The 20103-nt window shown below is 38.6% G+C and carries 23 protein-coding genes; 15 read left to right on the top strand and 8 right to left on the bottom strand.

From position 1 onward, the window contains the following. The first annotated feature begins 76 nt into the window (after positions 1 to 76). From dapD to HHO41_RS16585, 4 genes are all read left to right on the top strand, one after another. Complete coding sequence (gene dapD / locus HHO41_RS16570; protein ID WP_169100680.1) at positions 77 to 787, top strand: 2,3,4,5-tetrahydropyridine-2,6-dicarboxylate N-acetyltransferase; 711 nt, start codon at positions 77 to 79, stop codon at positions 785 to 787. A 64-nt stretch (positions 788 to 851) separates the two neighbouring features. After that, positions 852 to 1985: an N-acetyldiaminopimelate deacetylase gene (locus tag HHO41_RS16575; protein ID WP_169100682.1), complete on the top strand. Its 1134-nt coding sequence runs from the start codon at positions 852 to 854 to the stop codon at positions 1983 to 1985. Positions 1986 to 2326: 341 nt separating this feature from the next. Then, positions 2327 to 2869 (top strand): peroxiredoxin, encoded by a 543-nt coding sequence (locus HHO41_RS16580; protein WP_169100684.1) that lies wholly within the window; start codon positions 2327 to 2329, stop codon positions 2867 to 2869. 214 nt (positions 2870 to 3083) lie between these two features. After that, positions 3084 to 3740, top strand: coding sequence for an NAD-binding protein (locus HHO41_RS16585; RefSeq protein WP_169100687.1), 657 nt, complete (start codon positions 3084 to 3086; stop codon positions 3738 to 3740). A 68-nt stretch (positions 3741 to 3808) separates the two neighbouring features. Here the strand turns inward: HHO41_RS16585 and rnjA are convergent, their stop codons facing one another. The 3 genes from rnjA to HHO41_RS16600 all read right to left on the bottom strand — a co-directional run bounded on the left by rnjA (position 3809) and on the right by HHO41_RS16600 (position 6116). After that, complete coding sequence (gene rnjA, locus HHO41_RS16590; protein ID WP_169100690.1) at positions 3809 to 5476, bottom strand: ribonuclease J1; 1668 nt, start codon at positions 5474 to 5476, stop codon at positions 3809 to 3811. Between the two features lie 3 nt (positions 5477 to 5479). Beyond that, on the bottom strand, positions 5480 to 5692 hold the full coding sequence (locus HHO41_RS16595; protein WP_169100693.1) for a DNA-dependent RNA polymerase subunit epsilon: 213 nt from the start codon (positions 5690 to 5692) through the stop codon (positions 5480 to 5482). A gap of 286 nt (positions 5693 to 5978) precedes the next feature. Next, positions 5979 to 6116 carry a hypothetical protein gene (locus HHO41_RS16600; protein ID WP_169100695.1) on the bottom strand — a complete coding sequence of 46 codons (138 nt, stop codon included), beginning with the start codon at positions 6114 to 6116 and terminating at the stop codon, positions 5979 to 5981. Between the two features lie 242 nt (positions 6117 to 6358). Between HHO41_RS16600 and HHO41_RS16605 the strand changes: the two genes are divergently transcribed. Then, positions 6359 to 7132, top strand: a complete 774-nt coding sequence (locus HHO41_RS16605; protein ID WP_169100697.1) for a Cof-type HAD-IIB family hydrolase — start codon at positions 6359 to 6361, stop codon at positions 7130 to 7132. 85 nt (positions 7133 to 7217) lie between these two features. Here HHO41_RS16605 and def read toward each other — a convergent pair whose 3' ends face one another. Together def and HHO41_RS16615 are read right to left on the bottom strand one after the other, a co-directional pair. After that, complete coding sequence (gene def / locus HHO41_RS16610) at positions 7218 to 7772, bottom strand: peptide deformylase (protein ID WP_169100699.1); 555 nt, start codon at positions 7770 to 7772, stop codon at positions 7218 to 7220. Between the two features lie 175 nt (positions 7773 to 7947). Then, positions 7948 to 8091, bottom strand: a complete 144-nt coding sequence (locus tag HHO41_RS16615; RefSeq protein ID WP_169100707.1) for a YjcZ family sporulation protein — start codon at positions 8089 to 8091, stop codon at positions 7948 to 7950. A 206-nt stretch (positions 8092 to 8297) separates the two neighbouring features. Here HHO41_RS16615 and HHO41_RS16620 point away from each other — a divergent pair, with 206 nt between their 5' ends. The 6 genes from HHO41_RS16620 (at position 8298) to HHO41_RS16645 (ending at position 14841) form a co-directional block, all read left to right on the top strand. Beyond that, complete coding sequence (locus HHO41_RS16620) at positions 8298 to 8957, top strand: YkyA family protein (protein WP_348981304.1); 660 nt, start codon at positions 8298 to 8300, stop codon at positions 8955 to 8957. A gap of 437 nt (positions 8958 to 9394) precedes the next feature. After that, positions 9395 to 10507, top strand: coding sequence for a pyruvate dehydrogenase (acetyl-transferring) E1 component subunit alpha (pdhA, locus tag HHO41_RS16625; protein WP_169100709.1), 1113 nt, complete (start codon positions 9395 to 9397; stop codon positions 10505 to 10507). A gap of 3 nt (positions 10508 to 10510) precedes the next feature. After that, positions 10511 to 11488: an alpha-ketoacid dehydrogenase subunit beta gene (locus HHO41_RS16630; protein WP_169100711.1), complete on the top strand. Its 978-nt coding sequence runs from the start codon at positions 10511 to 10513 to the stop codon at positions 11486 to 11488. Positions 11489 to 11590: 102 nt separating this feature from the next. Next, complete coding sequence (locus HHO41_RS16635) at positions 11591 to 12910, top strand: 2-oxo acid dehydrogenase subunit E2 (protein WP_169100713.1); 1320 nt, start codon at positions 11591 to 11593, stop codon at positions 12908 to 12910. A 3-nt stretch (positions 12911 to 12913) separates the two neighbouring features. Next, positions 12914 to 14323, top strand: coding sequence for a dihydrolipoyl dehydrogenase (lpdA, locus tag HHO41_RS16640; protein ID WP_169100715.1), 1410 nt, complete (start codon positions 12914 to 12916; stop codon positions 14321 to 14323). Positions 14324 to 14577: 254 nt separating this feature from the next. Then, entirely contained in the window at positions 14578 to 14841 is a 264-nt protein-coding gene (locus tag HHO41_RS16645; RefSeq protein ID WP_348981306.1) for a hypothetical protein, read from the top strand. 56 nt (positions 14842 to 14897) lie between these two features. Here the strand turns inward: HHO41_RS16645 and HHO41_RS16650 are convergent, their stop codons facing one another. Beyond that, positions 14898 to 15332 carry a DUF1885 family protein gene (locus HHO41_RS16650; RefSeq protein WP_169100717.1) on the bottom strand — a complete coding sequence of 145 codons (435 nt, stop codon included), beginning with the start codon at positions 15330 to 15332 and terminating at the stop codon, positions 14898 to 14900. A gap of 190 nt (positions 15333 to 15522) precedes the next feature. On the opposite strand from HHO41_RS16650, the gene HHO41_RS16655 reads away from it, so the two are divergent. Together HHO41_RS16655 and HHO41_RS16660 are read left to right on the top strand one after the other, a co-directional pair. Continuing rightward, positions 15523 to 15822: a DUF3055 domain-containing protein gene (locus tag HHO41_RS16655; protein ID WP_169100719.1), complete on the top strand. Its 300-nt coding sequence runs from the start codon at positions 15523 to 15525 to the stop codon at positions 15820 to 15822. Between the two features lie 233 nt (positions 15823 to 16055). Continuing rightward, complete coding sequence (locus HHO41_RS16660) at positions 16056 to 16181, top strand: GapA-binding peptide SR1P (RefSeq protein WP_169100721.1); 126 nt, start codon at positions 16056 to 16058, stop codon at positions 16179 to 16181. A gap of 219 nt (positions 16182 to 16400) precedes the next feature. Here HHO41_RS16660 and HHO41_RS16665 read toward each other — a convergent pair whose 3' ends face one another. Then, complete coding sequence (locus HHO41_RS16665) at positions 16401 to 17870, bottom strand: aminotransferase class I/II-fold pyridoxal phosphate-dependent enzyme (protein WP_169100723.1); 1470 nt, start codon at positions 17868 to 17870, stop codon at positions 16401 to 16403. Between the two features lie 209 nt (positions 17871 to 18079). On the opposite strand from HHO41_RS16665, the gene HHO41_RS16670 reads away from it, so the two are divergent. Both HHO41_RS16670 and HHO41_RS16675 read left to right on the top strand, forming a co-directional pair. After that, positions 18080 to 19039 (top strand): NAD(P)H-dependent flavin oxidoreductase, encoded by a 960-nt coding sequence (locus HHO41_RS16670; RefSeq protein ID WP_169100822.1) that lies wholly within the window; start codon positions 18080 to 18082, stop codon positions 19037 to 19039. A 36-nt stretch (positions 19040 to 19075) separates the two neighbouring features. Further along, on the top strand, positions 19076 to 19345 hold the full coding sequence (locus tag HHO41_RS16675; RefSeq protein WP_169100824.1) for a UPF0223 family protein: 270 nt from the start codon (positions 19076 to 19078) through the stop codon (positions 19343 to 19345). Between the two features lie 65 nt (positions 19346 to 19410). Here HHO41_RS16675 and HHO41_RS16680 read toward each other — a convergent pair whose 3' ends face one another. Then, the gene (locus HHO41_RS16680; protein ID WP_169100725.1) at positions 19411 to 20040 is read right to left on the bottom strand and encodes a YktB family protein; all 630 of its coding nucleotides are present in this window, start codon (positions 20038 to 20040) and stop codon (positions 19411 to 19413) included. Positions 20041 to 20103: the final 63 nt, after the last annotated feature.

Genomic DNA, 20103 nt, shown 5'->3' on the forward strand with positions numbered 1-20103 from the left:
TAGTAGTGTTTTCCTTGTTTTCAAAACAATTGTCTGATAAATTGTTTGTATATGTACATAAAGGAGGAACCAATCCATGAAAATGATGGATGCAAATGAAATTATTTCTTTTATTGCCAATAGTAAAAAAGCTACCCCAGTAAAAGTTTACGTAAAAGGGGATTTAGACGGAATAGATTTTGGCGCAAATTCAAAGGCTTTTATAAATGGGAATACAGGTATTGTGTTTGGTGAATGGAGCGAAATCAATCCTATCTTAGAAGCACATCAAGGACAAATAGAAGACTATGTAATCGAGAACGATCGTCGTAATTCAGCGATTCCGATGATTAATCTTAAAAATGTTAAAGCGCGCATCGAACCAGGTGCCATCATTCGCGATCATGTTGAAATTGGCGATAATGCCGTAATCATGATGGGAGCAGTTATTAACATCGGTGCTGTTATTGGTGAAGGTACAATGATAGATATGAATGCTGTACTGGGTGGACGAGCTACTGTGGGTAAAAACTGTCACGTCGGCGCAGGCGCTGTATTGGCAGGTGTAATTGAGCCACCTTCAGCTCAACCAGTAATTTTAGAGGACAATGTCCTTATCGGCGCTAACGCAGTGGTTTTAGAAGGAGTACGTATTGGTGAAGGCTCTGTTGTCGCTGCAGGTGCTGTTGTAACTAAAGATGTAGAGCCTTACACTGTTGTTGGAGGCACTCCTGCACGTCTCATTAAGAAAATTGATGACAAAACAAAATCAAAAACTGAAATTATGATGGAGCTTCGTCAACTGTAGGAGCTATGATTGAAAAGCGTGGGTCCGTTGGTCCACGCTTTCTTTAGAGAGGAGACCAAATCGTATGTCTTTATATCCATTTGTGGAAATAAGAAGGGACTTGCACCAAATTCCGGAGCTGGGCTTCCAAGAATTCAAAACGCAAAAATATTTATTAAACTATCTGGAATCATTACCACAAGACAGACTAGGAATCAGACGGTGGGAAACTGGACTAGTTGTCAAAGTAAATGGTAAAGCTCCTGCTCAAACGATTGCCTATCGAACAGATATTGATGGGCTGCCGATAACTGAAGAAACGCTTCTACCTTTTCAATCTCAACATCCTGGTAATATGCACGCTTGCGGTCACGATTTTCACATGAGTATTGCTTTAGGGGTATTAACTCATTTTGTGGAAAACCCGATTGATGACAATCTAGTGTTTCTTTTTCAACCAGCAGAGGAAGGCCCTGGTGGGGCAGAACCGATGCTAAAGTCGGGCGTACTAGATGGATGGGATCCGGACATGATTATCGCCTTACACATTGCTCCTGAATATCCTGTTGGCACAATCGCGATTAAACCAGGCCTTTTATTTGCCAATACTTCGGAGCTCTTTATTGATTTAGTAGGTAAAGGTGGTCATGCTGCATACCCACATCAGACAAATGATATGGTAGTAGCGGCATGCTCTCTCGTTACACAACTGCAAAGTATTGTCGCTAGAAATGTAGATCCGCTTGATAGTGCGGTTATTACAATTGGCAAAATCGAAGGTGGTACAGTACAGAACATTATTGCAGAGCGGGCTAGACTAGAGGGGACAATTCGAACTTTATCAGAAGAATCAATGGTAAAGGTAAAAGAGCGGGTTCAGGCGATTGTAAAAGGCGTTGAAGTCGGCTATCAATGTCAAACATCTATTGATTTCGGTGCTATGTATCATCAGGTTTATAACCATCATGAATTAACTGCTGAATTTGTTAAGTATATGAACACGCAAGCTGAGTTAAATGTTGTTGAATGTAAAGAAGCGATGACCGGTGAGGATTTTGGCTATATGCTAAAGGAAATTCCAGGGTTCATGTTTTGGCTTGGTGTTGATTCAGATTTTGGTTTACATCATTCCAAGCTTCACCCAAATGAGGATGCAATCGAAAAAGCAGTAAATGGAATTGTCAGTTATATTCAATTTAAGGGAACCCAAGCTAAATAAGTTATATATTATTTTTGGGAAAAATTAGCGAATGTCTAATTTTGTAAAGCGGGGAAAGCGTAGTCAGGACAAGGCTTTTCATTTTGATTTGTCATTTCTACATGGTAAAATATACAAGAGTCGACAGATTCTTTAATCCAACCAGTTTAAAATCATGGAATCAAGGAAAAACCAATTAATGGGTTTTAAATAATGCTCCCCTAAAATTATAATAAATGTTTTTTTAAATTAATTATAATTTAATATTGACTAAAAAATAGGAAAAGCATATAATAAAAACTGTGAACAGGGAACCCATGGGGATTTAATCCTCATTGATCTAAATATTGGAGGGATTTTTAATGGCAGAACGTTTAGTAGGAAAACAAGCACCACGTTTCGTGATGGATGCGGTTTTACCAAACAAAGAATTTGGGAAAGTTAGCTTAGAAGAAAACATGAAGAATGACAAATGGACAGTTCTTTTCTTCTATCCAATGGACTTCACATTCGTTTGTCCAACTGAAATTGTTGCGGTTTCTGACCGTTACGAAGAATTCGAAGACCTTGATGCAGAAGTAATCGGTGTATCAACTGATACTATCCATACTCATCTTGCTTGGATCAATACAGACCGTAATGCAAATGGTCTTGGACAATTAAAATATTCACTAGCTGCTGACACTAACCATATTGTTGCTCGTGACTATGGTGTACTTATCGAAGAAGAAGGTATCGCACTACGCGGCTTATTCATTATCAGTCCTGAAGGTGAATTACAATATGCTGTTGTACATCACAACAACATCGGTCGTGACGTTGATGAAACTTTACGTGTTCTTCAAGCACTACAAACTGGCGGTCTTTGCCCAGCTAACTGGCGTCCAGGACAAGCTACTCTATAATATCCATACAACCAAAGAGACCAACTCGCTATCGAGCTGGTCTCTTTTAATTTGATGACTGTGATAAATTAAAGCATTCATATTAAGCAAGTTGATTGGAGCGGAAGTCAACATACTTGTTTAACACAGTATTAAATTTAACGCTAGTGCTTAATGCTTTTCTTTTATGCTAAAATGAGACAATAGAGAATGTGTGTTAATGGAGGACCTCATTGTGAAAAAAGAATTTGCTGTAATAGGATTAGGTCGTTTTGGCGGCAGCATTTGTCGTGTTTTAGCTGAACAAGGCATGGAAGTATTGGCAATTGATATGGATGAAGATCTAGTAAATGAATTTGCGGCGATAGCTTCACATGCCGTTGTTGGGGATTGTACCGATGAACAGGTCCTAAAAAGTCTAGGAATCCGAAATTTTGACCACGTTATTGTCGCGATTGGAAACGATATTAAAGCGAGTATCTTAACAACTTTAATGTTAATTGAACTGGGTGTTACGAATATTACTGTGAAAGCTCAGGATGACTATCATGAGAAAGTACTCCGGAAAATAGGGGCAAACCACGTCGTTCATCCAGAACGTGATATGGGCCGTCGTATCGCCAATCACATATCTAGCAATAATGTCTTGGATTATTTGGAGCTTTCAGAGGAGCACAGCATCGTTGAAATCATTGCGAATCATAAGCTTGGCGGTCATTCTATTATCGATTTAGATATTCGCGCAAAATACGGAATTACAATCGTTGCGATCAAGCGTGGAAATAATATTATTGTTTCGCCTCAAGCAAATGAAGTCATTCAATCAGGTGATGTTCTCGTTGTCATCGGTGCCGATATTGATATAAACCGATTTGAAAAGAAAGCAATGTAGCAGGTTGTATGGTGAAATTGGGAAAATGAATAAACAAAAAAGCTCGCCAGCAGGCGAGCTTTTTTTAACTAGACTTCCATAATAATTGGTAAAATCATTGGGCGACGCTTAGTTTTTTCATAAAGGAATGGCGCAAGGGTATCGGTAATTTCATTTTTAATTTCAGACCATTGCGTTGTTTTGCGCTCCATCACTTTGTTCAAATGTTTTGTAATTAGCACTTGTGCATCGTTAATAAGATCGCTAGATTCACGCATATACACGAAACCTCGGGAAATTAAATCTGGTCCTGCAGCAATCTTAAATTCCTTCATATTGATGCTTACGACAACGATGACAAGACCTTCCTCAGAAAGAATACGGCGGTCGCGTAATACAATATTACCAATGTCGCCAATTCCGCTTCCGTCAATATATACATTTCCAGATGGAATTTTCCCAGCAACCTGAGCCATATTATCACTTAGCGCCAATACTTCACCATTATCCATAATGAAGCAATTTTCTTCAGGAACACCACAATCGACTGCTAATTTAGCATGCATTCTTTGCATGCGGTATTCACCGTGAATTGGCATAAAGAATTTTGGTTTTATTAGGCGAAGCATTAGCTTTTGTTCCTCTTGGCCACCATGACCTGAAGTGTGGATATTGCTTAATGGTCCATGAATGACTTCTGCTCCTGCCTTAAACAGCATATTAATTGTACGACTTACGCTAATCGTATTCCCTGGGATTGGTGATGATGAGAAAACAACAGTGTCTCCAGGAATGATTTGAATTTGACGATGAGTTCCGTTAGCAATCCGTGATAATGCTGCCATTGGTTCACCTTGGCTACCGGTACATAGGATTGTTACTTTGTTTGCAGGTAAACGATTAATTGATTGAGCATCAATAAAAGTATCCTTAGGTGCACTGATATAACCTAAATCCAGACCGATTTCAATTGCTGCTTCCATGCTTCGTCCAAAAACAGCAACTTTTCTGCCGTTTGCAACAGCTGCTTCAGTAACCTGCTGAAGGCGGTGGATATTTGATGCGAAAGTTGCAAAGATAATTCGCCCGTCAACAGTACGGAAAATATCATCAATGCTTTCACCGACCTTACGCTCTGACATTGTGAAGTTTGGAATTTCACTATTCGTGCTATCAGAAAGCAGGCAAAGGACTCCTTCTTTTCCAATTTCAGCCATTTTTGTAAGGTTAGCTGGTTCACCGACTGGCGTAAAATCGAATTTGAAGTCCCCTGTATGAACAACTTGTCCAGGAGGAGTTTTTACGACAATTCCATATGAGTCTGGGATACTATGAGTGGTACGGAAAAAAGTAACCGATGTTTTCCGAAACTTAATGATATCGTCCTCTTTTATTTCGTAAAGCTTGGCATTTCTTAATAAACCGTGTTCTTCCAGTTTATTTCGAATTAAACCAAGGGCAAGTTTTCCACCGTATATGGGAACATTGATTTGCCGAAGTAAATAGGGGATACCACCGATGTGATCTTCATGACCATGGGTAACAAATAATCCTTTAATTTTATCTTCATTTTTAATTAAATAAGTGTAATCTGGAATTACATAATCAATTCCCAGTAACTCGTCTTCGGGGAATTTTATACCTGCATCAATTAGAATAATTTCATCTTGAAATTGTACGGCGTAGGTGTTCTTACCGATTTCCCCAAGTCCACCCAGGGCAAACACGGCTGTTTGATCATTCTTAACAAATTTCATATTTTATCCAATCTCCAATACATTAAAGTCTTCATTGTTTTGCTCATATTCTAAAAATGCACCTTGTACTGGTTGTACAAACTCAATATTATAGGATTTATCCGCTAATTTTTTCCGAACATCTCTTTCAGAATCAGCATGGATAAATAGAGTTTTTGTTTTTTCCCGTACTGGTACCTGTTTATTTGACTCCTGAAAATATACTTTAAAAATCATGATTATCTCTCCTTCATTCATTTTCATTAAATTTTTATATGGTGCTTGTCGCCCAAGGCTACCCGCCTTGCACTTTTTATATAGATACATTAACTTCATGGTTAAAGTAATAAATATTGAAGTTGTTCCTGTTATTAGTTTTTACGCTCTGAAAGGTATAAATCCGTGTTACTAAATCACTTATTATATAATAACAGGTTTTTCATTTTTTTTCTTGCCTTAACAAATTATTCATGGGAAGGAATAACAGGGATGGGCTTCCAAGGAATGTTAAATAGGTGTTATTTTACAAATGTACAACAAGGAAGAAGCCCTTCGCAAGTTTGAAGGGCTCAAAAAGCACTAAGCGATTGATTTTTTTCGAAGTAAATCTTTCCACTGTTTTAAGAGCTTCTGTCTTAGCTTCTTCAACATAGTGGATCATCTCCTCACTTCCTATTTTAAACCATCCTTGTCCATTGTAAAGTAGTTATAGATTATTTATTAAAATGGCGTTTAGATATTTCCTTTTACTAGTATATGTTTAAACTACAATAATTTATCATTTGTAATTATGGAAGAAATACCCTAATCTTTCTTAGTATGATAAACATTTAGGGTTAGAAAAATTAACCAAGCTGTGTTTTAATGTTATTTTAGTATTTTTATTCAGCAGGAGGAGACCTAATGATGAAGGAAATCATCTTTTTTGATATTGACGGTACAATTTTAAATCATGATAAACAAATTCCGTCAAAAACCAAGCAAGCAATCAAAGACTTGAGGGAACAGGGACATTTTGTGGCAATTGCTACAGGACGAGCGCCATTTATGTTTGAGGAATTAAGACAAGAGTTAGAAATTGATTCATATGTCAGCTTCAATGGTCAGTTTGTCGTTTTTGAAAATAAATTACTTTATCACAATCCCTTAAACAAAGAAGAATTACATCGATTACACCAATACTCGAATAATTTGGATCACCCTCTTGTTTTTATGAACCAAGAGTCGATGAAATCAAGTGTACCACACCATCGTTATATTGAAGAAAGTATGAAAACCCTACAATTTTCTCATCCGGAGCATGATGATCTTTTTTATCAAGATAAACACATATTCCAGTCATTATTATTTGTCGAGGAGCGAGAAGAATATTTATACGAAGGACGATTTCCTGATTTTCAGTTTGTGCGCTGGCATCCATTCTCAGTTGATGTAATCCCAAAGGGAGGCTCAAAAGCTGAGGGAATTAAGCGAATGGTAGATATACTTGGAATGAATATGAAGGATGTTTACGCATTTGGTGATGGTTTAAATGATATTGAGATGCTTCAGACAGTTGGAACTGGAGTGGTGATGGGGAATGCTAGTGATGAAGTAAAACAGCATGGAAACTTTATTACGAAGCCTGTCGATGAAGATGGGATTTGGTTTGGCTTAAAGGAGCTAGGACTAATTTAATTAATGTATGGATGGAAAAAGCCGACGCCAAATGGTGTCAGGCTTTTTCTATCTATATCGCTGTATGAGACTTCCACTGAGAAGTTTAGCGTTGAATTTCAAGCGCGTTTTCTGGGCGGAAGTAGGGGTCTTGCTTATTAATATGGTCATAGAACATAATCCCGTTTACATGATCGATTTCATGCTGGAATACGATAGCAGGCATACCCTTTAATCTTAATTGAATTTCTTTGCCGTCGATATCGTAGGCCCTTACAGTGATACGTGCATGTCTTGGGACAAAACCTGGAATGGCCTCATCGACTGATAGGCACCCTTCGCCTGACGATAAATAGGCTTGCTCAACAGAATGGCTGATAATTTTGGGATTAAATAAAGCGTAGCTGTATAATTTGTCTTTGTCACCCAGAACGTGGATTGCAATCATTTTTTTTGAAACATTAATTTGTGGGGCAGCAAGGCCGATTCCGGGGCGTAGGTTATATTTAGCTGCAATTTCAGGATTTTGGCTGTTTTGAACAAATTCCATCATACTGGTCAATATTTGTTTATCTTCCTCTGATGGAGGGAGTTGAACGTCATCTGCGACTTTTCTTAGTGTAGGATGGCCATCCCTAATGATATCATCCATGGTAAGCATATATTAACACTCCTAATCTTATTGTCCGTTACTTCATCATTACCCATATGTTAAAAATTAACTATGTATGTAATATATCAAAGAATAAACGAAAAGTTAATTATTTATAACTATATGTCACGTTGGTGAATATAGAAAAAGAGGAGACGAGTCTCCCCCTTTCGCTAATTTGTGATTAACAAAATGCACTACCAACAATAATTAATAAAATGAAGAGGACGACGATTAGAGCAAAACATCCTCCGAAGCCTACACCATGACCACCATAAGCAGGGTAGCAACAGCCGCCTCCGAATCCATATCCACTATAACCAAACATAGGAAAACCTCCCTGATTGTTATTCGTCTATTTGACGTTTACTATAAACTATGTATTTTAGCTAAATATGTGTAGGCCTGAGCCTATCGGGACACAAAGTTTCTCTCATTAGAATTCGATTAAGAAACTGTGTTTTTATGGACTTAGCAACTATTGTAAAATGATTAGACAATCGATATAGTAAAAGTTAGTTAGGGGGTAGAAGTGTGTTGAAGAAACGGAAATTCATCTTCATGATACTCATGGCAATGGGGCTTTTGTCATTAAGCGGTTGTATTGGGGAAAAGCCAGAACAGGAAATGTTTAATATTCTCGAGGATGTCGCAAAAGCTGAAAAAGGTTTTGAAGACCAACAAAAACCACTTGTTGAGCTTGAGACGCAGGAAAGAGAGCTCTATCAGAAGATAATGTCGTTAAAGAGCGATCAGCATGATGAAATTGTAAAGCTTTCAGATGAGGCACTGGTTATTGTTTCCAAGCGTAAAGACCATATTAATCAGGAGAAGGAAAGTATCGATGCGTCGAAACAGAAATTTAAAACGATCTCTCCACTTGTAGGTAAATTGAAGGATGAGGACTTAAAATCAGAAGCAAAAAAACTGATCAAAACCATGGAAAAACGGTATGAAATACATAATGAACTTTATGATCAGTATCAATTGGGAATAAAGTATGATACTGAGCTATACGAGATGCTAAAAAATAAAGATGTTTCTTTAGAGACACTGGAGGAACAGGTAAATAAAATCAATAAAACATACGATCAAGTTTTAACTACCAATGATGAGTTTAATGGAAAAACGAGTGAATATAACAACCTTAAGCTTTCATTTTACAAAAAAGCTGGCTTTAACGTTTCGAAATAATAATTGATTGATAATCGGCCGATTTAGGCCGATTTTTTTTTGCCTTCATACATATATGTAGAAGGGTTAAATGTAATTTTTTGCAAAAAAAGTAATTTTTGTTACTGTGTTATATCAATCTATTCTCAAGTGCGTTTTTGTAATACAGGTGCAATAAACTAGTGATACAGAACTTAATTTGATAAATGTGTATAAAATGTGAAAAGTAATAAACAATATGTTTGACTTGTTTATTAGGGTGTTGTAAACTTAAAAACGTAGAAATTAATTGTATTAGTTAAAAAAGAATAAATAATAATACAGATTTTTGATTCTCATTCTCATTCTTTGAGTTTAATGAATAATATTTAATTAAGTTTGATGAGATTGGGTATCCTAATTCTGATATGGCTATGTTTAACAATTATTTCCCTGAATGAAAGGATGAGGTGGCATTTATGGCATCTAAAACAAAAACTCAGTTAAATGTGATGCAGCAACTCAAAGATATTGAGGAGCAGTTTCAAACATTACAAATATTAAATGAAGATGGTCAAGTTGTGAACGAAGCGGATATGCCAGATTTAAGCGATGAGCAGCTTCAAGAATTAATGACCAGAATGGTATATACAAGAATTTTAGATCAACGCTCTATTTCATTGAATCGCCAAGGTCGTTTAGGGTTTTATGCACCAACAGCTGGACAAGAAGCTTCCCAACTTGCGTCCCAATACGCTTTGGAAAAGGAAGATTTTATTTTACCAGGTTATCGTGATGTTCCACAACTTGTATGGCATGGCTTACCACTGTCTCAAGCGTTTCTTTGGTCAAGGGGGCATTTTGAAGGGATGAAAATTCCTGAGGGAGTTAACGTTCTTCATCCGCAAATTATCATTGGTGCTCAATATGTGCAAACCACTGGAGTTGCACTTGGTATGAAAAAGCGTGGTGCGAAATCAGTTGCGATTACTTACACAGGTGATGGCGGTACATCACAGGGTGATTTCTATGAAGGGATTAACTTTGCTGGAGCGTATAAAGCCCCTGCAATCTTCATCGTTCAGAATAATCGATTTGCGATTTCCACTCCGGTAGATAAGCAATCTGCTGCAAAAACACTTGCTCAAAAAGCAGTAGCTGCCGGTATTCCTGGTATTCAAGTGGACGGAATGGATCCGCTGGCGGTATATGCGGCTGTTCATGAGGCACGCGAGCGTGCAGTTAATGGTGAAGGTCCAACTTTGATTGAAACATTAACTTATCGTTATGGTCCACACACAATGGCTGGAGATGATCCAACCAGGTATCGTACGGCTGACCTTGATAACGAATGGGAAAAGAAAGATCCGCTTGTTCGTTTCCGCAAATTCCTAGAGGCTAAAGGGCTTTGGAATGAGGAAAAAGAAAGCGCAGTAATTGAAAAAGCAAAAGAGGATATTAAAGAAGCTATTAAAGTAGCAGATGCAGCACCGAAGCAAAAGGTAACAGACTTAATGTCGATTATGTACGAAGAGATGCCGCAAAACCTAAAGGAACAATTTGAACTATATAAAGCAAAGGAGTCGAAATAAGCCATGGCGCAAATGACAATGATTCAAGCAATTACGGATGCACTGCGCACTGAACTGCGTAATGACCCGAATGTGTTAGTGTTCGGTGAGGACGTTGGCGTAAACGGAGGTGTATTCCGTGCGACTGAAGGACTTCAAAAGGAATTCGGTGAAGAGCGTGTATTCGATACACCACTTGCGGAATCTGGAATCGGTGGTTTAGCGGTGGGTCTTGCTTTACAAGGTTATCGCCCTGTACCGGAAATACAATTCTTTGGGTTTGTCTTTGAAGTAATGGATTCAATTTCAGGACAATTAGCCCGCATGCGTTACCGATCAGGTGGACGGTATCATTCACCGGTAACCATTCGCTCACCATTTGGTGGGGGTGTTCATACACCCGATATGCACGCGGATAGTTTAGAAGGATTAATGGCACAACAACCAGGCTTAAAGGTTGTCATCCCATCAACACCTTATGACGCAAAAGGATTATTAATTTCATCCATTCGTGACAATGACCCAGTTATATTCTTGGAACACATGAAATTGTATCGCTCTTTCCGTCAGGAAGTACCTGAAGGGGAATATTCGATTCCTCTTGGTAAAGCTGATGTAAAACGGGAAGGTACTGACTTGTCTATTATTACTTATGGCGCAATGGTTCATGAGTCATTAAAAGCTGCGGATGAGTTAGCAAAGGAAGGCTATTCTGTGGAGGTCATTGACCTTCGTACAATTGCTCCACTTGATATCGAAACAATCGTTGCTTCTGTCGAAAAGACAGGTCGTGCAATCGTTGTCCAAGAAGCACAAAAGCAAGCAGGTATTGCAGCGCAGGTTGTAGCAGAAATTAATGATCGAGCTATTTTAAGTCTTGAGGCACCGGTACTACGTGTGGCAGCTCCAGATACGGTATTCCCATTCCCTCAAGCTGAAGCGGTTTGGTTGCCAAATTATAAAGATGTTATCGAAACATCAAAAAAGGTATTAACATTTTAAATAAATTTACGGAATTTCTGGGAGGATATAGAAGTCGGTAATTTTCAGGAATTCCTCATCCTATTTATCAGGACGGAAAATTTTTCTAGGAAGGTGAATCCAGTGGCGTTTCAATTTAGATTGCCAGATATTGGTGAAGGTATTCACGAAGGCGAAATCGTGAAATGGTTTGTTAAGCCCGGCGATAAAGTCCAAGAGGACGATGTGTTGTGTGAGGTGCAAAATGATAAAGCGGTGGTGGAAATTCCTTCACCGGTTGCAGGAACTGTCGAAGAGGTACTCGTTAATGAAGGCACAGTTGCGACGGTAGGTCAAGTGTTAGTTACTTTTGATGCACCTGGATATGAAGACCTGCAGTTTAAGGGAGACGAACATGAAGAAGAGCCGAAGCAAGCTGAAGAGCCAAAAGCTGCTCCTGTAGCTCCTCCAGTGGCAGGTACAGATGCAAAGACAGTTTCAAATAGTCAACAATCAGAAGTTGGAGAGGAATCAAACCGCCGCATTATTGCCATGCCATCCGTGCGGAAGTATGCTCGTGATAAAGGTGTTGATATCCAGAAGGTATCTGGTTCTGGAAAGAATGGTCGAGTCACAAAAGAAGATATCGATGCTTTCTTAACCGGAGGAAATGCTGCTACGTCAGAATCAACGAGTCAAACAGCGGGAGTACCGGCTGTTCAGGAAACAGTGGCACCTAAAGCGACCATTCCACAGGGAGAATATCCTGAAACTCGTGAAAAAATGAGCGGTATTAGAAAAGCGATTGCTAAAGCAATGGTGAACTCTAAGCATACAGCTCCGCATGTTACCTTAATGGATGAAGTCGATGTAACATTGCTTGTATCAAGCCGTAAGAAATTTAAGGATATTGCAGCGCAAAAAGGAATTAAGCTTACATATCTTCCGTATGTAGTAAAAGCATTAACAAGCGCGTTGCGAGAGTTCCCTGCGTTAAATACATCACTTGACGATGCTGCCGAGGAAATTATTCATAAACATTACTATAACATCGGAATTGCAGCTGATACGGAAAGAGGCTTGCTTGTTCCAGTAGTGAAAGATGCAGATCGTAAGTCCATTTTCAACATTTCAAACGAAATTAATGAGCTGGCAACAAAGGCTCGTGATGGAAAGTTGGCCCCTGATGAAATGAAGGGTGCATCTTGCACGATCTCTAATATTGGTTCAGCAGGTGGACAGTGGTTTACTCCAGTTATTAACCATCCAGAGGTTGCGATTCTAGGCATTGGGCGAATTGCTGAAAAGCCAGTGGTAAAAAATGGTGAAATCGTTGTTGCTCCGGTCCTAGCTTTATCACTAAGCTTCGATCACCGTATGATTGATGGTGCAACTGCGCAAAATGCCTTGAACCATATTAAAAAATTATTAAACGATCCTGAACTATTGTTAATGGAGGCGTAACAGATGGTAGTAGGAGATTTTCCAATTGAAACAGATACTATCGTGATAGGAGCAGGACCAGGTGGTTATGTAGCAGCGATTCGCGCCGCTCAACTTGGTCAATCGGTAACGATCATTGAAAGAGGAGAACTAGGCGGTGTTTGTTTGAACGTTGGTTGTATTCCTTCAAAGGCGTTAATTTCTGCTGGACATAAATATGAAACGGCAAAACATTCTGAGACAATCGGAATTACTGCTGAGAATGTTAAAGTTGACTTCACAAAAGTTCAGACTTGGAAGGCAAGTGTTGTCAAAAAACTAACTGGTGGGGTTGAAGGGCTGCTAAAGGGGAATAAGGTTAGCATCGTTCGTGGTGAAGCATACTTAGTGGATGCAAATACACTACGAGTTATGGATGAAAATTCAGCTCAGACTTATACCTTTAAAAATCTCATTATCGCAACAGGATCACGTCCTATTGAATTACCAGCATTTAAATATTCAAACCGTGTTTTAGACTCGACTGGAGCTTTGGCTTTACAGGAAATTCCTAATAAAGTTGTCGTCATTGGCGGAGGTTATATCGGTACTGAGTTAGGAGGAGCATATGCAAACTTCGGAACTCAGGTAACGATTTTAGAGGGATTGGACGAAATTTTGGGCGGTTTTGAAAAGCAAATGTCAGCTCTAGTGAAAAAGAATTTAAAGAAAAAAGGGGCAGAAATCGTTACGAAGGCATTTGCTAAAGGCGTTGAGGAAACAGAAAATGGCGTCACCGTCAGATATGAAGTAAATGGTGAAGAAAAAACGGTAGAAGCTGACTATGTGTTTGTGATGGTCGGTCGTCGTCCGAATACTGATGAGATGGGATTAGAGCAAATAGGTATTGATATATCTGACCGTGGCATTATCCAGGTTGATAAGCAATGTCGCACAAATATCAGTAATATATATGCAATTGGTGATGTTGTGCCAGGACCGCCACTTGCCCATAAGGCGTCATATGAAGGAAAAATTGCTGCTGAAGCGATTGCGGGTCTTTCGTCAGAAATCGATTATTTGGCAATGCCGGCAGTTGTTTTCTCAGATCCGGAATTAGCTACTGTTGGTTACAGCGAAGCTCAAGCGAAGGAAGAGGGAATTGAGGTTGTTGCTGCGAAATTCCCGTTTGCTGCAAATGGTCGTGCGTTAGCATTAGATGCTACAGAGGGCTTTATGAAGCTAGTCACTCGCAAAGAAGATGGTTTAGTGATTGGTGCGCAAATTGCAGGTCCAAGTGCATCTGATATGATTGCTGAATTGGCATTAGCAGTCGAAACAGGAATGACAGCCGAAGACATTGCCATGACTATCCACGCCCATCCTACTCTTGGCGAAATTACAATGGAAGCGGCCGAAGTAGCACTAGGTCACCCAATCCATATTATTAAATAAGAGACTATGTTATAACAGAGTGCTGTTATTGTGCAAAGTTGATTGGAGTGGAAGGTGCGCGAAGCGCCTGTAACGGAAATCAACAGCCACGTTTAACACACTAAGTAATAAAGTAGGAGGTCCTTTTCTTTGCGGAGAAAAGGACTTTTTTTGTATATATAGCTTGTTCATAAAATCTTTTCCGAATGAAAATATCTTTCGTCAACTCATCATATAATGATGTAAACATGCCATGATTATAGGTAGGTAATGAGATGAGAATGACAGGATATGTAGTGACTTTATTACAATTAATCATTTGGAGTGGCTTTTCTGTGATTGAATGGCTTTCACATCATGACCAACCAGTATTTAATGGTTTAATGTTTGTTGTGTTTTTATATATAGCCTTTTTAGTTGGGAATTCATTAATTAAATCTACAAAAAAGACGGTACTCATTACGTTTATAAGCTTATGTATTTATTTTTCGATTCAATACATCTTATCATTAATTCAAATAAGAACACCGTTTTTTTGATAGCTCAATCATGTATATGAAAAAAGACGACCAATAGGGGTGGTCGTCAGTTCGATTTATTTTCGTGGATAGTGGTACATAACCCGTCCGTTAAACAAATGCAGCTCACCTTGAAGCTTTTTCGATAAGAATTTACAAAACTCATTTGCTTTACCCTTATCTCCAGCTGTTGCCTGTTCAGGTAGTGTAACTTGGATATACGTCTGCTCTCGTTCGGTACCATCCTCCTGTTTAACCACTTCTTGATCAATTCCGATTAAAATAGCATAATAGCGATCTTGAGTTGCTGATAGATAAAACCATTTGCCCTGGCTGCTTTCGTGTTCTTTTATATCATAAGGAAAGGCTGAATATGCGTAATTCCAGTCCAGTTGATCCCCTGTTTTTGCGGTAATTTCTTTGTAATAATTAAAGTAGTTTTTTAGTTCCTCTGTTGTGATTGTTTGTGTTGTTGAAGCAGGAACAAGCTTAATATAAGCATTTTGTGCCATTTTCCAATCCCCCGGTTTCAAAATTAGTACTCATTTCCCTCTTATTATAACATGGGCTATTCAATAATGCCGAAACGAAGGGACTATCTTTATAATTTTCCAAAAAAATACATTGAAAAAATAGAACATATAAGTTATAATAAAATTCTAAATATTCAAAAAATAATTTATGGCTTGAGGGAGGTTTTTTATGGTAATTTTCGAAAAGTTGTATGATGAATCAGAGAAGGTTAAAGTTCGGTTTGTAGGATTTACAACCGAATCCACGCGTTATGATTTTGGGATTATTTACACCAATCTATTTTTTGGGAAGCCCCTCGTTGTCTGCATGCAAACAGGCCGCTCAGCTCTCCTCGACCCTAAAGACCTGGACAATACAGAATATGTTAAGTCATCATTCAAAATTTCCGACGAACAGCAGGCATTGGATTTAGTTGAATTTTTCAGAAATACCTTGCCTGGAGTACCATTTGGACCTCAATATGAATAATCAACAGACAGACCTTTTTCAAAGGTCTGTTTTTCATTGTGTTATACTAAACGCTTTATACTGTTTTTTGTTTACAGGGTATACCAATATTTACTACTAAAAAAAGTTAATGTGACATACAAATTAGGCTTGAAATAACAATAGTGTTATATTATTATCAAATTAAGAAATTCATTAAAAACGCTTACAACAAATTCTTGATCAATTTTTTCCGAAGGGAAGGGAGATCCATAGTGGGTACAATCGTATGTCAAACTTGTGATATGACTATTGATCATTTTGAGGATGAAAAAGTAACGGTTCTTTATGCGAAGTGTCAATGCTGCAACGAGGAAAAAAAGGAATCAAAAGAACATTAAATAAATGAAAAAAGCATGCAGAGGCATGCTTTTTCATTTTTAATTATGCTGTATTAAAGCTAAGTGTTGGTTTTACGCAAGTTGATTGGAACGGAAATCAACCGGCCATTTTGCAGGCAAAAAATAGAAATAGGTAAATTAAAGCTTTTAAAAAATGAAAAAGGCCGAGAAAATACCTTTTCTCGGCAATCTGTGGAGGTGACAAAGCACCTCCATTTTCTATTTTATCGCACGATGTTCTTTGATTACTCTAACGTTTTTCAATTCATCATCTTCCGCACCTTGCACGGGCAAACCTGCATCGATGTTTTTCTGAATATATTCAATGTTTTCTTCTGTAATGATTTCACCCGGAATGAAAATGGGTATCCCAGGTGGGTAAACCATGACGAATTCAGCGATAATTCGACCTGCTGCTTGCTCCAATGGAATTGACTCGGTATCAGCATAAAAAGCATCACGAGGGGTCAATTGCAATAATGGGATTTCAGGAAGCAGGACTTTCGTATGAACCTTCTCAGCCTGATGACTGAATTGTGATGCTAAATCTCTTAAAGCAGTAACGAGAATATTTGCTTCCGTATCTGTATCTCCAGGTGTGATGATGCAAAGGATATTGTATAAATCAGACATCTCCACTTCGATGTTATAATTTTCACGAAGCCATCTTTCCACGTCGTAACCGGTAATGCCTAAATCCTTTACTGATATGACCAATTTAGTTGGATCATAACCAAACGCTGCCTTTGAGTTCAAGATTTCCTCGCCCATACAATGCAAGAATTCGATATCATTGACTCGGGTACGAATTGAATTTGCAATATTTATTGCCTTTTCAACTAATTCTCTTCCTTCAGTTGCTAAACGTCTTCTAGCAACGTCTAACGATGCTAGGAGTAAGTAGGAAGTAGATGTAGTTGTTAACATGCTCAAGATACTTTGTACACGTTTTGCTGATACAAGTCCTTCACGCATATTTAAAATAGAGCTTTGGGTCATCGAGCCGCCAAGTTTATGGACACTTGTAGCAGCGATATCTGCGCCAGCCTGCATTGCTGAAAGCGGCATTTTTTCATGGAAATGAATATGAACGCCATGTGCTTCATCAACGAGTACTGGAACTTTGTAAGAATGTGCAATTTTTACGATTTTTTGTAAGTCGGCGGCAACTCCAAAGTAGGTTGGGTTAATAACCAAAACGCCTTTTGCATCAGGGTGTTGTTGCAGGGCATGTTCCACAGCTTCCGTGGTAATCCCATGTGAGATTCCTAAATATTTATCAATGACCGGACGAGTAAAAATCGGAATTGCTCCTGAAAAAACGATTGCCGACATAACTGATTTATGAACGTTACGCGGAACAATAATTTTCTCGCCAGGGCCACAAACACTCATAATCATTGCGATAATTGCACCACTTGTTCCTTGTACAGAAAAAAATGTATGATCAGCTCCAAAAGCGTCAGCAGCTAAATCTTGCGCTTGTTTAATGATGCCCTTGGGCGAATGAAGATCATCCAAAGGACCAATATTTATCAAATCAATAGAAAGAGCATTATCCCCGATGAACTCACGGAATTTCGGGTCAATTCCCGCTCCCTTTTTATGACCAGGGATATGAAATTGGACAGGATTCTTTTGGGCGTGTTTAACCAACCCATCAAATAACGGTGTATTGTATTGAGACAACTTTTTCCCACACCTCTTTACTTATTAATAATGTTCATTTATACATAAAACAAAAGAATTATAGCACCTTTCATACCCTTTGCATAGTGATAAATTTTTTATTTTCTCAAGAACTTTCTAACAATTATTCTTTGAAAAAAACAGGATTCTTACCCAATGAAGGAGAACATTTATCATTTAAAGAAAATTTGTTAGGGAGTGTGTAAATGATGAATTTTAAAACGAGAGTTACAGACCTATTAAATATCGATTATCCGATTATTCAGGGAGGACTGGCTTATCTTGCTTATTCAGATTTAGCTGCTGCTGTCTCAAATGCTGGAGGCTTAGGGCAAATTACAGCAATGTCATTAAATACTCCTGAAGAATTGCGTGCTGAAATTAGAAAAGTGCGGGAATTAACTGCAAAACCATTTGGTGTCAATTTTGCGATTGGCCAGCATGGCAGACCGTTTTCTCACATGCTTGAGGTTGCGATTGAAGAAAATGTACCAGTTGTTTCGATGACTGGAGGTAATCCTGCTCCTATTTTTGAACAACTAAAAGGCACTGATATTAAAAAATTGGTTCTGGTTGCCGCAAAGCGTCAGGCTCAAAAAGCAGAAGAACTTGGTGCTGATGCCGTAATGGTTGTTGGTCAAGAGGGTGGAGGTCACCTTGGACGAGATGATCTTGGAACATTTGTGTTAATTCCACAGGTTGTCGATTCTGTGAGTATCCCTGTCATTGCTTCGGGCGGAATTGGTGATGGAAGAGGCTTACTGGCGGCATTGGCGCTCGGCGCAGAGGGTATTGAAATGGGGACAAGATTTATCGCTACAAAAGAGTGTGTTCACGCATCTGAAGCATATAAACAAGCACTCATTGAAGGTACTGAAGCTGATACGGTAGTGATCAAGCGCTCAATCGGTGCACCGGCGCGGGCTTTGGCTAATTCATGGACTGATAAAATTTTAGAATTAGAGCGGGAAGCTGTTGGTTACGATGGTTTAAAGGCTTATATTAGTGGAACGGCAAATAAAAGATATATATATGATGGAAATGTAACCGAGGGCTTTGCGTGGGCCGGTCAAGTCACTGGCTTGATTAAAGATGTCCCTACGGTCGAAGAACTTATTTCAAGAATGGTCCGTGACGTGGAGAATATTACATCCAGATGGGTAAAATAGTAAAAAACTTTCATAAATTTAAGGGAAGTGAATATGATGGAATACCAATACCCAATTGTTCCAGACTGGTCAACTGAAGAAATAATTGATGTGATCAAATTTTTTGAATGTGTAGAAAAAGGGTATGAATCCGGAGTTGATCGAGATGAACTAATGAAGCAATACCGACGCTTCAAAGATATCGTGCCTAGTAAATCGGAAGAGAAGAAAATATTTGACCAATTTGCTGAGACGAGTGGTTACTCATCCTATTTAATTATTAAAAAAAGTAAAGAATCTAATGACATGAAAATGATTAAAATGTAATAGGATAAATATAAGCCACAAGGGCCCCTTCCCGAATCATCGGTTGGAGACCCTTATGGCTTATCTTAAAAGGAACTAAGTTTGTATAAAGGAATCAGTTTTTCAAAAACAAATTCAAATTGTTTTAGCAAAGCCTCGGGACTCATCTTTACCGCATTAGAACGTGGAATTTGATATCCACATAGAATCTCCGCTTTTTTAACCTTATGTAGGCGTTCAAACATCATAAGAAGTTGGTCAGAATTCAATTGATGATGCGGGCTTGCCTCCGGCTGTGTGTGGTCCATCGACCAAACGAAGTCTTTCGGGATAATTGTTTGAATGGAGTCGAGCTGATTGATGAGTTTTTCACCTATTCCCTCTTTAAGTGGACATTCATAAATGACTGCAAACCAGATAAATAAATGACTTTCCCAAAGTCCAATTTGGAAATGGGGAAGCATTTTGTAACCTCGTGAATTGTTCGCAAATGCAACCCATGTATCATTGGGAGGGTTTTTTGTCCTCCGAGCGTGTTTAGCGACGTGAGGGAACATTTCTTGGCCGGTTAATGTGGCTAAGCTCGGCGCAAAGTGGTTCCCTAACCACTCAAGCTTTGGGCGGACGGTCTGAATTAATACTTCCATCCGTTGTTCTAAGCCTTCTATTTTAAAAAGGTCAAAATCTTCATTGGTAAAACCTGAAAACGACGACATGACTTAACCTCCTGCAGAATTTGTAAAACATTGTAACACACCTATTTGAGAACATGAAATTTG

Source organism: Bacillus sp. DNRA2 (assembly GCF_012843265.1).
Taxonomy (GTDB): Bacteria; Bacillota; Bacilli; order Bacillales; family Cytobacillaceae; genus Bacillus_BU.

What these genes read in the sequence shown, in the direction of transcription:
- HHO41_RS16650 (WP_169100717.1), bottom strand. Translation starts at nt 15,332, where the DNA reads ATGGCACAAAATGCTTATATTAAGCTTGTTCCTGCTTCAACAACACAA.
- HHO41_RS16580 (WP_169100684.1), top strand. Translation starts at nt 2,327, where the DNA reads ATGGCAGAACGTTTAGTAGGAAAACAAGCACCACGTTTCGTGATGGAT.
- HHO41_RS16675 (WP_169100824.1), top strand. Translation starts at nt 19,076, where the DNA reads ATGGAATACCAATACCCAATTGTTCCAGACTGGTCAACTGAAGAAATA.
- HHO41_RS16605 (WP_169100697.1), top strand. Translation starts at nt 6,359, where the DNA reads ATGATGAAGGAAATCATCTTTTTTGATATTGACGGTACAATTTTAAAT.
- HHO41_RS16645 (WP_348981306.1), top strand. Translation starts at nt 14,578, where the DNA reads ATGAGAATGACAGGATATGTAGTGACTTTATTACAATTAATCATTTGG.
- HHO41_RS16655 (WP_169100719.1), top strand. Translation starts at nt 15,523, where the DNA reads ATGGTAATTTTCGAAAAGTTGTATGATGAATCAGAGAAGGTTAAAGTT.
- HHO41_RS16680 (WP_169100725.1), bottom strand. Translation starts at nt 20,040, where the DNA reads ATGTCGTCGTTTTCAGGTTTTACCAATGAAGATTTTGACCTTTTTAAA.
- def (WP_169100699.1), bottom strand. Translation starts at nt 7,772, where the DNA reads ATGCTTACCATGGATGATATCATTAGGGATGGCCATCCTACACTAAGA.
- HHO41_RS16615 (WP_169100707.1), bottom strand. Translation starts at nt 8,091, where the DNA reads ATGTTTGGTTATAGTGGATATGGATTCGGAGGCGGCTGTTGCTACCCT.
- HHO41_RS16670 (WP_169100822.1), top strand. Translation starts at nt 18,080, where the DNA reads ATGAATTTTAAAACGAGAGTTACAGACCTATTAAATATCGATTATCCG.
- HHO41_RS16600 (WP_169100695.1), bottom strand. Translation starts at nt 6,116, where the DNA reads ATGATCCACTATGTTGAAGAAGCTAAGACAGAAGCTCTTAAAACAGTG.
- HHO41_RS16630 (WP_169100711.1), top strand. Translation starts at nt 10,511, where the DNA reads ATGGCGCAAATGACAATGATTCAAGCAATTACGGATGCACTGCGCACT.
- lpdA (WP_169100715.1), top strand. Translation starts at nt 12,914, where the DNA reads ATGGTAGTAGGAGATTTTCCAATTGAAACAGATACTATCGTGATAGGA.
- HHO41_RS16575 (WP_169100682.1), top strand. Translation starts at nt 852, where the DNA reads ATGTCTTTATATCCATTTGTGGAAATAAGAAGGGACTTGCACCAAATT.
- pdhA (WP_169100709.1), top strand. Translation starts at nt 9,395, where the DNA reads ATGGCATCTAAAACAAAAACTCAGTTAAATGTGATGCAGCAACTCAAA.
- rnjA (WP_169100690.1), bottom strand. Translation starts at nt 5,476, where the DNA reads ATGAAATTTGTTAAGAATGATCAAACAGCCGTGTTTGCCCTGGGTGGA.
- dapD (WP_169100680.1), top strand. Translation starts at nt 77, where the DNA reads ATGAAAATGATGGATGCAAATGAAATTATTTCTTTTATTGCCAATAGT.
- HHO41_RS16595 (WP_169100693.1), bottom strand. Translation starts at nt 5,692, where the DNA reads ATGATTTTTAAAGTATATTTTCAGGAGTCAAATAAACAGGTACCAGTA.